This is a genomic window from Paenibacillus sp. FSL R5-0701, from assembly GCF_037973995.1.
Lineage (GTDB): Bacteria > Bacillota > Bacilli > Paenibacillales > Paenibacillaceae > Paenibacillus.
On record NZ_CP150230.1, the window covers coordinates 3,901,176 to 3,918,419 of the forward strand.

The following is a 17,244-nucleotide window of genomic DNA, read 5'->3' on the forward strand; positions in this document are numbered from 1 at the left end:
TGCCGCTTACAAGAGGAATATGAAGGGCAGGGATAGAACTACTTTGATAGGGAACAGAGCCATAAGAGCTACATATGGATTTATATTTGTTCGACTGACTGGATGAGAGGTGACATGATGACCGTTGAAATTGCAGGAGTTCGAGGTTATGAGTACCAGTATCTCGTTTCTGCTTATGTGGCGCTGAAGCTACTGGATCAAGAAAACGTTGACATCTATATCGAATGTGCGGATGGTGAAGATTCGCGGATTACTTTTCAGGCCGCGGGCGAGCCTTATATTTTGGACGTGCAAGTGAAGGATCGTTCCGGTCAAGTTGATTTAGCGGAGTTTTCGAGTTGGATTAGCCATTTTGACAAGCATAGCCGGGACATGAACTTGTTGGAGAAATTAAAGCAAGACGCTAACCGCTTTGTATTATTTATAACGAATGCCCGCTGCCAGGACGACGTGAGCCTCTTTGTAGATTCCAATGAGGTTTATTTGCCGTTAACGGCAGGGATGGGCAACGACTTATTGGATCGGGTCAAAACAAATGTGTTGTCCCACTACACAAATGCGACTACTGCTGGGCAGGGACGTCGGCGTTTTTTGGAGCAGTTTTTTAAAGATAACTCGAATAATCAGCTTAGGACGATTTTGAAAAAAAATCGCGTCTGGGAGTCTATGGACTGGGATATTGTTCATGAACGGCTAGCGCAGTTGCTCAATAGAAAATACGCCGTTCCTCAAAGCGAAACAGATGGCGTCATTAGCAAGCTGGATGAACTAGTTCGTCAAGGACGCGATTCCGGGGAGTCCATCACGGAGGATGTCGTTAGACTGCTTACTGCTTACAACGGCAATCGAATATTCCCCTATGATGAAAAACTCGTGCTGCGTGCTGAAATGCCCCTCTGCAGTGAAGCTTTGGAAGCTTCCCATGTGCTGCTGTTGACAGGGGTATCCTTCTGTGGCAAAACGTATTTGGCGAAGGAGATTGCCCAACGTTATCAGGAGTCTGGCTTTAAAGTAAAAATAACAAGTGAGCTAGATGGGGACAGCGGTGCGCTTGCTTTTTTGCGGCATGTGAGCCCTGAGGAGAGGCTACTCGTACTGGAAGATCCGTTTGGCTCGATGACGGCTCATCCACAAAGGGCCGAGCTTATTGCAAAAGTGGAACGGCTGCTGGACGCCTGCGGCCCACATCGCAAACTGATTGTGACAACCCGCAGCGATATTTTGCTTCATGCTTTGCGTCGCGACTCGATTGCGGAATGCCGCATGAAGGCACATGTATGGCATGATTTGACGGCTGATGAAGTTGCAACCGGAGAGCAAATTTGGAGTCGCTATTATGGTGAGTCGGACCCATCTAAGGCATTGTTTAAGCGACTGCAGGACTGGCTGGAGCGTAATGAACGTACGAGCGTCTTGCAACCGGGACAAATCGTGCACCTCTATTATGCGCAGCCTGATCTGGGTGTGCTGGAACAATGGGAGGAGTCGGCAATCGTTAATGAAGCACGGATCGACTCTAATCGCTTGGCAAGGCAAATTGACGAGCAGGGACAGTACAGCAAGCGTGTGTTTATGGCGCTTGGTTTAAGCTGCAACACCTATCGAGCGGCAAAGCTCGACGATTTGGCATTTCTGTTAAGTGAATCGACGGAGGAACCAGCGCTTAACCCTCAGCGTAACGAGCCTGTTACAATTGCCTATCATTTCGGGGGCAAAGTAGCGGAGACGCCGCCATATCCAGCCTACCAGACAACGTATGAGATTACGGTCGACAATAGGGAAGCGCTTCGAGATTTACGCGACCGCGGCTATATCAAAGTTGATTCGGTTTATAAAACGATTGTGTTTACCCATCCGATTTACTACCACGCGAGCAAAATCTTATTCCAAACGAATCTGGAGGACGTTTTTGCCGACAAGGAGAGCATTTTCCGCTTGTTAGGCCGAAGTTTGGCTTCACCTTCTAAAGAAGGAAACTTGTGTGCGCTTATGATGGCAGAGTGGCAGTATGCCGAGACACAAGATGCCACGCTTAAACAACGAGTCAAGATATTGCTGCTAAGAAGTCTACATTCGTTGTTTCCGTCTGTGAAGGATCGGGTCATTATGTATTTCAATAGTCGGCTGGATAAGCTGGACGATCAGGAGCAGAAGGCGTTTGTGCGTGCTGTAAAAGTTCAAAACTCGATGAATGACGATCATATTTTGTGGCATAAGGGCGAGCCGTATTTTAATACAGCAACGGAGCGTCGGTCCAGTTTCAACTGGCTGAACTGGGATGAGGACAGACATGTAGCAAGTCTGCAAAAATTGGCGGCAAGCGAGCCGCTTACTGCTGAAGAAATACGGGATATGCTAGCAGCTCACGTTGCAGACAAAATGAAGCCAGCGGATCTGTTACACGTTATTCGGCTGGCGCTAGCTTATGATGAAAGCTTTATTCGAGCGAAAGCGGTGAAACTGCTGTTTCAACAGTTCGCTTATACGTTCGAGGATATTGCAGGCTACTTGGAGCCGCAAGAGCATCCGGACTATATTTATAATCTGTTTCGCGGCGCTTTGTCCAGTTGGAGCAGCTATACACCACAAGCGAAGTCTGCGATTTTAGATTATTTTCGTAACTCGCTGTCGATTATGTCCGTTGCGCTGCGCTCTAAACGTTTTTTGGAAAAGTTCGAGGATCAGTATGCGCGGGATGGCCTAGATTGGGATGGACTCACAGACGAGGAAGCCCGAGAGCTATGGCTTGTTTGGTACGATGTGTTTATTGCGCTACTAAACCATTTTCCGTCCCAATATATACGGATGAATGAAGCTCATATGGTGAAAGTAGCGAGAGAGTCGCTCGCTCATGTTGATGATTTGGAGCGGATTTCCCAATTGGCAAGCTCTTGGCATCGTTGGCTGCATCATTATAGCGAACATCATTTGCCGGAGGATTATGGCATGAATATTGCGGATTATTTGCTAAAAGGAACAGGACAGGCTGCTGACGTTAGAGCAGAACTGTTTCAAGAACTGCTGTCGGTCCGGCAAACTAGTCTTCTCACGGTTACGATCGGCACATTGGTAGACCATTGGCCCTCGCTGTCAATTGGCGAACGTACTGAGCTAATAGCGGTATTGCAAGCCAAGCGAGAGGATGTCCGTTGGCTGCGTGGAGTTGCGCTGAACCGCCGCACTGTTCCTGATGAAGTGCAAATTGCGATTGTGGGCGAGGTCTTATTTGGACAAGAGATTGATGCTGTAGTGGATCGGCTGATGGCGGAAGGATTGCTGGAATGCTGCCTCAACGTCCATTGCGGTTACCCGCAGCCGTTATGGTGGAATGGCTATCATCATCATAACGAAAAGGTATGGAATCGTGTTATTTTGGAGGTTTTGGGGAGACCACCGGAGGGTCGCTGCTTCGATATTGCGTTGCGGGAGTTTATAGATGCGCTTTACAATCATGATACGCATCCATTTCCAGACGGTATGGCCGTGTATACGAGGCTGGTCGCTAATCCGGCTCAACGACAGGCGGTGTTTCGTCAGTTGCTGACCGTTACAGCAACAAACAACCAAAGTAATAAACAAATGTGGAAATTGCTGTTTGCCTGTAGCTCCGAGGAGGAACGGCAGAAATTTTTTACGATCATCGCAGAAAACATTGAAGCTGTGCAATACTATTGTGATGATGAAGACGATTTGTTGGAGCTATTTGAGCAGGAGGTTGTATTTGGCCAGTTGTACCCGAGACTGGTCATCGACCATGAGGTTGTAGCTTTTTGCTTCCGGTATATGGATTATGTTGGGCAGCAAGTAACTGCTTCACTTACCGATGAGAAGCAAGGGGAATTTAAAGCATTCATTAACTCGGTATATGAGCATACTCCGCCAAGAATGACGTTAACAAACAAGATTATTAGTAACACACTGCGCAATTTACGTATTTCCGATGACGAAATTGATCAACTAATTGAAGCTAGTCGATGTCAGCTTATCGATTTAGGCCACGAGCAATCGCAATCGTTTGACGATCATTACGAGTTGGAGCATTGGGTGCAGTGATTCGTTAAGACAAGAAAAATAGAGGTAAGCCTGCATTTTACGAACTGCATAAATCTAGTGAAAAAGATCGATCTATGAAGTTTAACAGCGAGGATGCAGCTACTCATGAAGGAAATGCTATAAATCATTATTTAGCATACGTATGATAGTTTACTTGTTACTACAAATATAAGCACCCATTTCGGTGCTTTTTCATTTGCTCTCTTACGTCAAGAAGAGAGCAAATTTAGCCCGTTTCAGTAAGTGAAGTAGACTTAGCCTTACATGTCGAGGGACAAAAACATAGTCTTCACAATTTTAATCTATATAATATACTTAAATTATAAAAAAATCTCATATAACAAGTAGACTAATTCACAATAAAAACTTTGTTTTGAGGAGGGTGTATAATTCATAGTTCATTTTCTTTATCTTCTTGCCATTAGCATCAGTTTAAATATTTGTTGATTTTTTGCATTAGTTTTTCTTAACCCACTTCTTCATAAATTTTTTCCAGACAATTTGGCCAGTTTCCGTGTTGTAAATATAAACATTATCATCAGGAAGGGATTTGGATTCTTCTCTAAGTTTGGGAGTCAAGATTGCTGAGCATTATCACATGCTGAAATAAGTTTTTGTTATGACTGGTGAAGAGTTATTAGGAGTTTCATAGTTCACCAATATCGATCACTAAGTTTGGGGCCATTTCATATCAATTAAGTTAGGGTATTTAAGTATGTTTTTTTGGAATAATGGTGGTGAAGAGAAAGGTGATAAGATGGTGGCTAAAGGATCGATACAAGAAATGAAAGATTTGGCTATAAAGAGAGAAGGGTTATGCTTATCCATTGAATATACCAATAGTAATACGAAACTTAAGTGGAGATGTAATTGTGGTTATGTATGGGAAGCAACCCCGAATAATATTAAAAGAGGAAAATGGTGTCCCTCGTGTGCTCATACCAAGAATGCCAACTCTAAAAGGAAAACAATTCAAGACATGCAAGTTATGGCAGAACGAAATCATGGTAGATGTATATCCAGCGAATACTCAAATATGAATTCAAAGCTAGTATGGGAATGTTCTAAGGGGCACCAGTGGGAAGCATACCCCAGTAATATATACTCGGGAAAATGGTGCCCCACATGTGCGGGGAGAAATAAGAGTTTAACTGATATGCAGGCTTTTGCAGAGGAGCATAACGGTAAATGCCTATCTACTCAATTTTTTAATATGACTAGAAAGCTAAAATGGCAATGCCATGAAGGTCATATATGGGATGCAACTCCAAATAGTATTTTAAACCAAAAATCTTGGTGTCCCGTTTGTGCTGGAAACAATAAAAAATCAATTAAAGATATGGAACAATTAGCTGGTAGGAGAGGAGGAAAATGTCTTTCGAAAAAGTATATTAATATTGATTATCCACTTTTATGGGAATGTACTAATGGTCACGATTTCATAGCTACACCTTACTCAATTGAAAAAGGTAGTTGGTGTCCAAAATGCAATAATAACTCAGTATTCTTCAATGAAGAGAAGTGCAGATTTATTTTGGAATCTCTTACACAGAAAAAGTTTTATAAAACAAGGAAAGAATTTGGAAACGGTTATGAACTTGATGGATACAATGAGGAGCTTAGATTAGCTTTTGAGTACCACGGAAGACAACACTTTTCATATACTCCGTATTTCCACAATCAAAGCGAGGAAATTTTTTTTGAACAACAGTTAAGAGATCTAAAAAAGGAGCAACTTTGTAAGGAGAACTCTATACATCTAATTGTGATTCCATATAATGTCGAAAGTGATACGGATAAAGTAGGATTTCTTCATAAGAAATTATGGGAATTAGGATACGATGTTTTGGATAATGACTTAGATTGGAGAAGTTTTTATAAAGGGTTTAATCCATTAGAAGAGTTACATACTCTCGCTGGTTTAAAAAATGGCATTTGTCTCTCGAATGAGTACAATGGGAGTGATGAGAAATTAAGTTGGGAATGTTCAGAAGGACATGTGTGGGAGGCCACTCCATATTACATAAGAAAAGGCTCATGGTGTCCCCAGTGCTTAGGCCGAGGGAGAACTATCGAAGATATGAAAATACTCGCACAAGAAAAAGGAGGGGAATGCTTATCAGACTCATATACAAATAACAGTACAAAGTTAACATGGAAGTGTGAAAGTGGTCATGTATGGGATGCAACACCTTTAAGTATTTCAAATGGAGCATGGTGTCCTAGATGTTCTGGTAGATTGATTACCATTAAAGATATGCATTTATTGGCCGAAAGTAAGAATGGTAAGTGCCTGTCCACCCAATATAGTAATAATACAACACCATTATTATGGGAATGTCATATGGGACACCAGTGGAAAGCAGCTACTAGAAGTATTCAGCAAGGTTCGTGGTGTCCATCATGTAATTCAAAAACGATAAATAACATGAAACAAATTGCAGCAAAATATGGTGGGGAGTGTCTTTCTGAAATATATAGTGGGATTGACAGGAAATTACTTTGGAAATGTGATCATGGACATCAATGGGAGTCGTCTCCTAATTATGTCCAAAGAGGAAGATGGTGTCCTCAGTGTAAGAAAGACCAAAAACAACGTAAAACTATTAACAAACTAAAATTGTTAAAAGAGTTAGCTCAACAAAGAGAAGGTAGATGCCTATCTCGAATTTATTATAATGTTGACACTAAACTTAGGTGGGAATGTAAGGTGGGCCACCAATGGGAGTCTACACCCTATAGTGTGAAAAACGGAAGTTGGTGCCCTACATGCGCTTCTAAGCATTCTGGTATGTATAGAAAAAATAATATTAGAGATATGAAGAGGCTAGCGGAGAAAAATGATGGAATATGTATATCCGATACTTACGTAAACAGTCAAACAAAATTACGTTGGAAATGTAAAGAAGGTCATGAATGGTTCGCCAATCCTAATAACATTCAGCAAGGATCTTGGTGCCCGACATGTAGAAGAAACGAAATTTCAATTAAGCAGAGAAAGTCCATTGAGGATATGATTGAACTAGCTAGAAAAAGAAATGGAAAATGTTTATCTACGGAATATATTAATGCACACACCAAGCTAATGTGGAAATGTGTTCATGGGCACGAGTGGGAAGCTAAGCCCAATAACATACAACAAGGAAAATGGTGTCCTAGGTGTGTTGATTTATATCCAATATCTTGTGAAGATGACTATCTCAATATTAAAGGTGAGGATTATGACTAAGCATTTTTCGTTCGCGTATCTGGAGTCATATTGGTTGGCAGGAGCCACAATCGCGGAATTCTATGAAAATAGTAATTTGCTTCTACCCGAATTTTGGAGAGATTCAAGACATCAAATACAACCTAGGATATTTAAGCCACATAAATGGACTATTATGCATGAATGGATATTTTATGTATTCAACTTTCATCATTGGTATGCGGATAGACACTTTGATCAAAGAGATATTTTTAGTATAGAGTCGACGATCGTGGAGGATGCGGGGGTTATATTATCAGAACATCCAGACTTTGAATTGTTGAATGAATGTAATTTCTGTGGTGAATGTGCAGAATGCTCTAAATATCTAGAAATTAATGAAGAGATTAGATATGCTTGGGATGATTCTGTGCTCGCTCTTGTACACACAGTCTTTCATCTGTTTATGAGTAACAAAAAATTTCTAAGGGATTTCAATGAACACATATCAGAATGTATCGAATCAGACAGTGATATATTGATAGAAAATCCTGAACATTTTGTTAATGGGAAAATTCGTAGAGTTTCTTGGCCTAAATGGCTCGAGAGAGCTATAATTTATCGTGATAAGGGCGTGTGCTCCATTTGCAGAAAAGACGTTTCAGGGACACTTAATCTAGAAAATAAGTACGCAATAGATCACATTGTACCAATTTCAAATTATGGAAATAATGATCCTACAAATTTACAATTACTGTGCTGGATTTGCAACGGAATAAAAAGTAATAAAACTAGTGAAACAAATAATATAGATATTCCCTTATGGTATGTTGAATCTGATATGCTAATTTAGCACACACACTAATTAGAACGGCAATTTCAGAGCTGCTATGCTTGTGGTAAGGGTAATGATTTCGTATTAAGTAGGGGGCAGCTTTGTGTTAGAAGGGTTGTACGTTATGTTATCTCTGCAAAAATCCGAATCATCTAACTCCAGAGAATGTGCAAACTTCATAATCTCTTATTGAATTAGCAAGGTTGTGATATATTAATGCTTGCATATTTTCTAATACATTCTATTTAAAGAGGGAATAACTATGGAAATTAAGTTTGAGGCTTGGATAAAAACGCAGGATATCTCGGAAGAAGCGCAAATGCTTTTTGATGATGCAATTAAATGTTATCGTATTGGTGTTTATCGACCTGCATTCCTAATGTCATATCTAGGTTTTATGAAGGCACTAAGAGATAGGTTGTTAAAAAGCTCTAAACCACATTTGATCAATGATAGTGAATGGCCAAAAATTATAAATGATTTAAAAAACGACAAACTTTGGGAAGAGAAAGTATTTACTTGCATAGAAGAAAAAGAAAAAGAGAAAAGAACCGAAGGTGGTGAGAAAATCCCCCCGGTGAGTAAAGTTTTTTTAGTAAGCAATGAAATTATTGAGGATATGCCTTATTGGAGAAGGATTAGAAATACATGTGCACACGCCAAAGATTCAATTATTAGCCATAGTAATGTTGAAGCCTTCTGGTTATTCCTGGAGTCACACCTTGCAAAATTTATTGTAAATGGAGGGAAACAGGCACTTTTAGATAAAATACAGAATCATTTTGACATAAAGAAAAGTAAACCAAGTTTTAATTTTACTTATTTAGTTGACCAGATACCATTAGTTGTGAAACTTAGTGAGATACCAGGACTTCTAGTTGAGATTTACGAGAATGTCGTTTCATTGAATTATGATAAGGAACGAATGGATCATTCTTTTTGGAGAAGCATCGCTTACTCAACAGATTCTCGCATTTTAAACGGCTTCATAGAATTTATTAGTTCAGATAATAAAGTATTTTCAGATTTTGTAGAGGCATTCCCAGATAGATTATTGCTATGTACTAGTAAGGTTGAGTTAATAAGATTTTTCTGGATGGAGTCCCTTTTTAGTGAAATAGATAATTATGATGAGACCTTTTGGGAGATATCAGATATTCTCATTAAAAATAATATAATTCCACATGATGAAGTAGAGTCTTTCGTGAAAAAATTGGTGGCTAAAGTTAGGTCTGGCTCTCCAGTTCCAAACGAGGAACAGATTAAAGCTTTAAAAAAACAATGTTTTTTTGAAACAATGAGAGATAGACTTTTTCAGTCTGGTAAGTTGAATCAAGCATATAGAGGTTATGAAAGTGCAAATAAAAACAGTCAAATAATAATATTTTATTTAGAAAATAATGAACTGGATTTATTGGTGGTAAAAGAACTTAATAAGCTATTCCAGACATATACTTTCGGTCGATATTATGAAGAAATGGAGACCTATATTCAAGACAACAAACCTTTCTTAACTGAGTTTAATCGGATAGCAAAAGAAAATGGGATAGAAGTCACCAGTTTTTTTGTTATACAAGATACCGAGGGAATCGAAAAATAGAATTTGAACATTGAAAGCCGCTCCAATAGCGGCTTTCAATGTTTAGCGGTCTGTATATAATTACGTAAAATAATAATTTGACGAATAATTACTTAGAAGTTATATTCATTTGGGGGTGGTTGCTTTTGGATAAACAAGCTAAATTACACCTTATGGGTCGAATTGACGATAAGTTAAGTGAATTACCTTGGTATGTTACTGAATTTATTGACAGTAAGAAGCGTAAGCTTTCTGCCTCAACACTTCTTAATTACTGCCACGATTATATTATCTTTTTTGATTGGCTGATTACAGAGAACTTTACCACAGCTCAAAAAAGAACAGAAATTGAATTATCCACGCTAGAAACATTAACGATACGTGAAACAGAAAGCTTTTTGTCTTTTTTGGAGTATCAACTTGGGAATAATAAGCTAACAATAAACCGTAAGCTTTCTTCTCTTAAGTCCTTATTTGATTACTTACAGAATAAAGCCGAAACAATTGATTTAAAGCCTTATATACAACGAAATGTTATGGCTAAAATGGACTTGAATGCAGTAAAAGAAAGTCAGGAAACGATCGCGAATCGTATGGAAGGGAAAATACTGAGAGAAAATGATTTTGAAGCTTTTAGAGTGTTTGTAGCATACGATTATGGCGAATTAAACAAAACAAATAAACGTATCATGAATTTCCATCAGTTTAATCGTCAACGAGATACGGCAATAATTTCATTAATCTTAGGATCAGGACTTAGATTATCGGAAGTTTCCGGAATCAATCTTGAGGATTTAGACCTGACAAAATCATCTGTAAGAGTAACTCGAAAAGGGGGAAAAGAGCAATATGTTTACTTTAGCAGCCAAGCATCCCTAGATATTGAGAATTACCTGCAGGTAAGGGAAACAAGATATACCCCAGAAAAAAATGAAAAATATTTGTTTATTGCAGCACCTGTAGGACGCAAAGGTAAAAATAGACGTTTAACACAACGTTCTATAGAAAAACTTGTTGAGAAATATGCAACAGCCTTTGGAAAGCCGGCTTTGACGGTTCATTCTTTGAGGCATTCATTTGCCACACGTTATCATATTGAGAATAATGATGTCCCAAAATTAAAAAATCAATTAGGACATTCTTCAATACAAACTACAATGATTTATACGCACTTAACAGATGATCAAATGAAAAATGCTGTAAACAACATGGATAAATAATTTGGAGGGAGTGACACAAAGTTGCCTACCAGGCTGGAAAATTGACATAAAGTTACCCACCAGACTGGAGAATGACACATAAAGTTGCCTACTAGGCTGGAGAATGACATAAAGTTGCCTACCAGACTGGAGAATGACATCATAAAGTTGCCTACCAAGTTCCAAATTTGCTCCGTTAATTTTAACAAAGGGCATAAATGCATGATAGTAGGGTACTTTGTGTCATTTTGGTAGGGAACTTTGTGTCAATGTACATCATGTAACTATCGGGAAACGATAGCGATATGAATTGAATACATATGTACAAAATACGAGTTTTGTGAAACAGTAATAATGTTTTTAAAGGCTGCACATGATTTTTAACTCTGTGCAGCCTTTTTTTTACTTCTACCTGACTTTAATCCGATTAATCCCAAACTACTTCTGTTCCTGCTACGAAGTCATGAATCGCACGTCGATCCTCACGCATACCGACCATAAAAGCACTCACAATAACTCCGATACCCAAAGTTAATACGTACACAAGTCCAGCTACAACAACTCGCATCAGCATTGTACCAATTTTTGGCGGTTCGTGTGTGTCGTATTGGCGTATACGAATTCCACATATACGTTTCCCTATGGTTCGACCATACCAGTAAACTGGTAATAAGATTGAGTATAACGCACTAAGCAGTTTGGCAATCGGCTCATCCGCATCAAAGTTCCCCGTAAGCACACCTGCAATAATTACTAATGGAATTGAAATAATCAGACTATCCAACACACTTGCTGCTAATCTAATCCAAAAACCTGCTTTATACAAAATGCTTTCCTCCAAACTACAATTTTAAACTAAACGGCTAATTTCTTTCATGAACTCCCTTCATTAAAATATCTAACTTTATGTACACAACTCAAATAGTATAACAGAAAATTTTACCTATTTACGATAAAACTCCTATTCCATTTCACTCGCATCCCTTGTGAATTTTATAACAAACTATCGAATTAACTCAACCGCTGTTCATGTTCACTACTTACTCTTACATAATCCTTTCTAACTGATTCCCCAATGAAAACACCATAATAATTATGTAAACCGAGAAAGCTACTCAACATTTGTTAAGTAGCCTTCTGTTCGTTCTGCATCTGCCCTCTTCGCCAAATCTTATTCTCCACAATGGCGTAGACTAAACCGGCGATGGCAAATATCCATATCGATGTCATTTGGTTCAGATGGTATCCACTCACGAAATATGGATTGTACATGAGATCAAAAACCCATAGCCCGCCCCATCCAAACCCAATCATATAGATGAAAGTTCTCACCATAGGAAAGCATACATATTTCCGCAGCAGCCATGAGATCGGGATAAGAATAACAACATAAAAAGCGAGTAAATAGTGACCAAATCCCAGGATGAGCGACAACATATATATCAAGCCCCCTAGATTACGTAAGCCGTAATACTCTGTCGTTGTAATATGGTACCCTTCTATCCTCTCAAGAACGATGAGTGCTGTAAAGAAGATTCCGATAAATATCAGTCCTAATACCATGTAACGTTGAACCGCGTTCACCAACATCAGATCACCCCAATGTCTAAACGCAGCCAGAACCGCTCAAGTTACATGATTTCGAACAAACTACACAATTATACATAAGCCGCCATTAGATTCTGTAAATGTTAAAGTTAATCCATCATGAATTGCTCTAATCCAACAACTACTTCTGGCCTTCCAGAATCATCGTACCCAAACGGTCCATAAGCTCCATTCTCCCCATCGCTGTGTATGAATAATTATAATTATCGACATTGGAGATTTTATAGATCTTGCCATTCTTCACTGCGTTCATGTTATTCCACACCTTGCTATCGACCATCTTGTTCTCACTATTCTCCATCAACAGCAGACGATCCGGATTAACGGTAACTAGAGCCTCTAGAGCGATCTCTTTGCCTCCCCAGCCCTCTGGATCAGGGATACCCTCTGTGCGCTTCAGGCCCCATTCACTGTATAACATCTCAGCTGCCCCTTTATTGGAATAAATGACCAGGTTGTTTGGATATGTCTCAATTACGGCAAAGGATTCACCATGTACAGCCGCCTCCAGCTTTTGTTTCCACTCTGCAGATTTCGCATCATACTTGGCCAGATATTCATCTTTCTTGCTTTCTTCTCCAAACGTATCTGCCAGGAATGTCAGGCGTTCTCTCCAATCATAGTAGGAGTATGGCAATGCAATTGTTGGTGCAATTTTAGATAAAGTTCCATATTGATCCGTGTTAAAATCCTTTCCCAGAATAATCAGGTCCGGATTGGCTCCTGCTATTGCTTCAATACTGAACGGTGAACCATACCAGCCCAGATTAACAGTATCTGCACTCAGCTGATCCTTAATGGTTGGTGTGATTTCCTCCGGATTACCATAATCAGCGCTCATCGTCGCTACAGGCGTTTTGCCAAGGATTAATAGCTCTTCTGTCGAGCCGGATAGATCGACAATGCGCTCCGGGCTCAAGGGAATTGTAATCTCTTCTCGATTTGGATTGGTAATCACTTTGGTCGTTGCTTTTACCGTTCCCTCGGAGGGGCTGTTCACTTCGCTGGTCGTCTGGGTTGTTCCACAGGCCGCCAAGGTGAGCATACAGCATAGTGCAATCCATACAGGAATTCGCTTAAACATCGTTGTCATTCTCCTTTTATGTCAGTTCATTAGCCACATGAGGCTTACTCGCTTCAGTTACTTTATCTATCTCATCGAACTCATTATCCGTTTACTTTTACCTGCCAGCCTTCAGCATCCTGTTGTAATTGCCACAGACGAGCGTAGATGCCCGAGTAACCTAGCAATTGCGCATGCGTTCCCTGTTCTACAAGCTGACCTTGGTCCAATACAATAATCTGATCGGCATTCTGAATGGTCTTTAATCGGTGTGCAATCAAAATGACCGTCTTGTCGGCCACAAGCTCATTAATCGCTTGCTGCACCGCGGCTTCGTTCTCCGGATCAAGTGAAGCGGTGGCTTCGTCAAGCAAGACGATCGATGCATTTTTCAACAAGGCACGTGCAATGGAAATCCGCTGTTTCTCCCCACCAGATAACGTCGATCCACCCTCACCAACGAGCGTATCGTATCCCTGAGGCAGACTGGAGATAAATGCATGACAACAAGCTCTCCGTGCCGCCTCCTCAATCTCGAATTGCGTAGCGCCTTTCTTTCCTACACGAATGTTGTTGCCGATTGTATCCTGGAACAGATACACGTCCTGGAAGACCACAGAGATATCCTGCAACAGCTTCTCGGGGTCCATCTGATCAACGGGTCTGCCGCCAATGCGAATCGTTCCTTGCTGTACATCCCAGAAGCGGGCAATGAGACGTGTGACTGTACTCTTACCACTACCGGATGGGCCAACCAGCGCAGCAATGGTATGCGGCTCAATCGTAAACGACAAGTCTTTCAACACCGGCTGCTGATCATCATATCCAAAGGTCACCTGGTCAAATGAAATCGCCTGATTGGGCTGTACATCTCCCTTTCCTGCCATCGGAACTTCCTGCTGCACATCCATAATGCGCCTTGCACTATATGCGGAGTACCGCATCTCCCCATAACTCATCAGTACAACCGTTAACGGTTCAAATACCTTCGTACCTACCAGCAAAAATAACAGAAATACCGGTAAGGACAACTCACCGCCTGCAAGCAAATAACTGCCCACCAGAATCATCCATGTCATTCCTGATCGTGCAAGCAACATCGCTCCCATGATCATCGGTCCCATGATGCCTTCCAACCGAATGGAAGCCGATTTCAATTCGTCAAAAGAACGACGTAGCCGCTCAAAACGTTTGCCCCCCATATTGTGGGCCTTAATCTCACGAATACCGCTCAGGTACTCCTGCAGCCGACTGGCGGCTTCGTTTTTGGCTCGAACATGGTTCTCACTCAGTCGTGCCTGAATCGAATCCGTAAGCCATAACAGCGCCACACCTAAGGGAACGGCAATAAACATAGCTACGGCCATTCTCCAATCCACCAACAGAAGTCCGCCAAAAGCAAGCACCGGAAGCACAATCGCGCTGATCAGCTGCGACAGATTGTGAGAGATCGTATGCTCGACCTGACCATAATCACTCAGGATTAGATTCGTCAGATCCCCAGGATCACGTTTTCCGAAAAAACCTAGCGACAGATGGCGAATATGTTCGGCCAACTTCAACCTTCCTGAGGCCGCAAGGCTGTATGCTGCCCGATAGGTCTTGTCATAGAGTGAGGCGTAAGCCGCATACTCCACCAGAATCCAGACAAACAAGATGCAGCATACAATCCACATTCGGTTGATATCCAGTCCTTTGTCCGGTTCAGCAAAAGACGTATAGATCGTATTAAATATGTCCACAAGCAGCGCCGCAGGAACAATCTTTGCAATCCCGTCCAGAATCGCTGCAATTACCGAAGGAAGCAGACTACGAGGGTTACCCCCAGATATATTGTATAAATAATTCCTCATTGCACTGCACCTCCAAGCTTCCAGGAAGCTGCACTGATATGGGTCTGCCACATGTGCTCATATACTCCGCCTAATGCACGCAATTGATCATGTGTCCCACGCTCGGCAATTGCCCCTTGTCGGATCACGAGAATTTGCTCTGCTGCACGAATCGTTGTTAGACGATGAGCAATAATCAATACCGTTTTGCCTTGAACCAATTGGGCCAGACCTTGCTGGATCTTGTGCTCATTCTCTGCATCCGCGTAGGCCGTCGCTTCATCCAGGACCAGAATGGGAGCATTTTTAAGCAGTGCTCGTGCAATTGCAATTCGCTGTGCTTCACCGCCAGATAGATACGTACCGCCTTCTCCGATTTTGGTGTCATATCCGGCATCCAGTTTCTCAATAAATTCATGACTGCAAGCAGTTTGAGCCGCAGCTATAACGTCCAGCCGTGAAGCTGATGTATTGCCCATCCGAATATTCTCTTCAATCGTATCGTAGAACAGATGTACATCCTGGAATACAAAGGACACGGTATCCATCAGTTTCTCCGTACCCATCTCCTGAATCGGAATCCCACCAATCGTAATCTCACCTTCCTGAACATCCCAGAAACGAAGTAATAGATTCGCAATGGTTGACTTCCCCCCACCAGAAGGTCCGACAAGTGCGGTCATTTCTCCTGCTTTGGCTACAAAATCAATCTGTTCAAGTACAGGTTTATATGCTTCGCTCTCCTTACGTTCATAAGCAAAAGATACCTGCCGAAAGGCAACCTCATATGTATCCGGAACTTTAGGCAACTCAGGTTCTTGTACAACCGGCTCGGCAAACACCGATTCTATCCGTTTCTGTCCTTCCACAATCTCTCGCATCCCACTACCCAGATACATTAACTTCAATAACGGAGCAGATAGACTCGGGGTAATGATCAGAAACAGAATAAACGTGATCGCAAACGACTGATTCCCCGCATTTCCACTCGACACCAGAATACCCACCGGAACGATGAAGGTAAATAACGAGATCATGATTACAAAAAACAGCCCGTAGGATGTTTTACACAAATCTGTTATTCTCAACGAAATATCCCGGTACCGCGTCACCGCCTGTTTGAACGTCAGAAACGAATCGGCTGTAATGCCAAATACTTTCACCGCAGGCATACCTCTCACGTATTCAACACCCGTCGCATTCATATCTTCGATGGCAAGTTGAAAATCACGATAAGCCTGACGGCCTCGTTCACTGCGGAACAGACGACTTTGCAGCCAGAACCCGATTCCAATCGGAACCAAAAGCGTCAGCGCCATGCGATAATCGAGCCAGAACAGATATCCCAAGAGCATCAGTGGAATAACGATCGCACTCACCAGATCCGGCAACTGATGGGCGATAAACTTCTCAATTTTCTCCACACTGACTTCGATGATCTTCTTAAGCTCACCAGTTGCCGTCCGGGTGTGATAGCCCATCGGTACTTTGGCAACATGTTCAGCAAGTCTCACTCTGAGCTGGTACAAAATGTTGAACGCAGCGATGTGTGAGCACATCCCCCCGATATAGAGCGCAACAAGCCCTGCAATCAGGGCTACGAACGCGATGATCCCCCAATAGATCAACAGATCTTTGTCCATGGCAGAGGGTTGCCCCGCATGTGTAAGCAGTTCCTCAACGATCTTATACACTCCGACAAAAGGAACAATCTGCAACAGACTCGACAGGGTCGAGAAGATACTTGCTGTAATCAGCAGACCTTTGCGCTCCTTCGTTACTTGCATTAGTCCGGACACTTCAGACGTGTTGTTCATCTCACCCCTCCTGATATTAATAATCATTCTCAATATAGCGCGGTGTTATATACGCACATTAATATCTCATA

The 17,244-nt window shown here is 41.5% G+C and carries 10 protein-coding genes; 5 read left to right on the forward strand and 5 right to left on the reverse strand.

The features are described 5' to 3' along the window. Nucleotides 1–114 precede the first annotated feature (114 nt). The 5 genes from MKZ13_RS17160 to xerS all read left to right on the forward strand — a co-directional run bounded on the left by MKZ13_RS17160 (nt 115) and on the right by xerS (nt 10,874). A complete protein-coding gene (locus MKZ13_RS17160) occupies nt 115–4,053 on the forward strand; it encodes a hypothetical protein (protein ID WP_339176924.1) in 3,939 nt (1,312 codons plus the stop codon). Nucleotides 4,054–4,768: 715 nt separating this feature from the next. Further along, complete coding sequence (locus tag MKZ13_RS17165; RefSeq protein WP_339176926.1) at nt 4,769–7,282, forward strand: zinc-ribbon domain-containing protein; 2,514 nt, start codon at nt 4,769–4,771, stop codon at nt 7,280–7,282. A 34-nt stretch (nt 7,283–7,316) separates the two neighbouring features. After that, the gene (locus MKZ13_RS17170) at nt 7,317–8,093 is read left to right on the forward strand and encodes an HNH endonuclease signature motif containing protein (protein ID WP_339176927.1); all 777 of its coding nucleotides are present in this window, start codon (nt 7,317–7,319) and stop codon (nt 8,091–8,093) included. Nucleotides 8,094–8,337: 244 nt separating this feature from the next. Further along, on the forward strand, nt 8,338–9,675 hold the full coding sequence (locus MKZ13_RS17175) for a hypothetical protein (RefSeq protein WP_339176928.1): 1,338 nt from the start codon (nt 8,338–8,340) through the stop codon (nt 9,673–9,675). Between the two features lie 125 nt (nt 9,676–9,800). Further along, the gene (xerS, locus tag MKZ13_RS17180; RefSeq protein WP_339176929.1) at nt 9,801–10,874 is read left to right on the forward strand and encodes a tyrosine recombinase XerS; all 1,074 of its coding nucleotides are present in this window, start codon (nt 9,801–9,803) and stop codon (nt 10,872–10,874) included. 406 nt (nt 10,875–11,280) lie between these two features. On the opposite strand, the gene MKZ13_RS17185 is transcribed toward xerS, so the two are convergent. The 5 genes from MKZ13_RS17185 to MKZ13_RS17205 form a co-directional block, all read right to left on the reverse strand. Further along, nucleotides 11,281–11,679: an RDD family protein gene (locus MKZ13_RS17185; protein WP_339176930.1), complete on the reverse strand. Its 399-nt coding sequence runs from the start codon at nt 11,677–11,679 to the stop codon at nt 11,281–11,283. Between the two features lie 299 nt (nt 11,680–11,978). Continuing rightward, nucleotides 11,979–12,416 (reverse strand): hypothetical protein, encoded by a 438-nt coding sequence (locus MKZ13_RS17190; protein ID WP_339176931.1) that lies wholly within the window; start codon nt 12,414–12,416, stop codon nt 11,979–11,981. A gap of 166 nt (nt 12,417–12,582) precedes the next feature. After that, nucleotides 12,583–13,545: an ABC transporter substrate-binding protein gene (locus MKZ13_RS17195; RefSeq protein WP_339176932.1), complete on the reverse strand. Its 963-nt coding sequence runs from the start codon at nt 13,543–13,545 to the stop codon at nt 12,583–12,585. Nucleotides 13,546–13,628: 83 nt separating this feature from the next. After that, complete coding sequence (locus tag MKZ13_RS17200) at nt 13,629–15,377, reverse strand: ABC transporter ATP-binding protein (RefSeq protein ID WP_339176933.1); 1,749 nt, start codon at nt 15,375–15,377, stop codon at nt 13,629–13,631. Next, nucleotides 15,374–17,173 carry an ABC transporter ATP-binding protein gene (locus tag MKZ13_RS17205; RefSeq protein ID WP_339176935.1) on the reverse strand — a complete coding sequence of 600 codons (1,800 nt, stop codon included), beginning with the start codon at nt 17,171–17,173 and terminating at the stop codon, nt 15,374–15,376. Before MKZ13_RS17205 ends, MKZ13_RS17200 begins: the two co-directional genes overlap by 4 nt. Between the last annotated feature and the right edge of the window lie 71 nt (nt 17,174–17,244).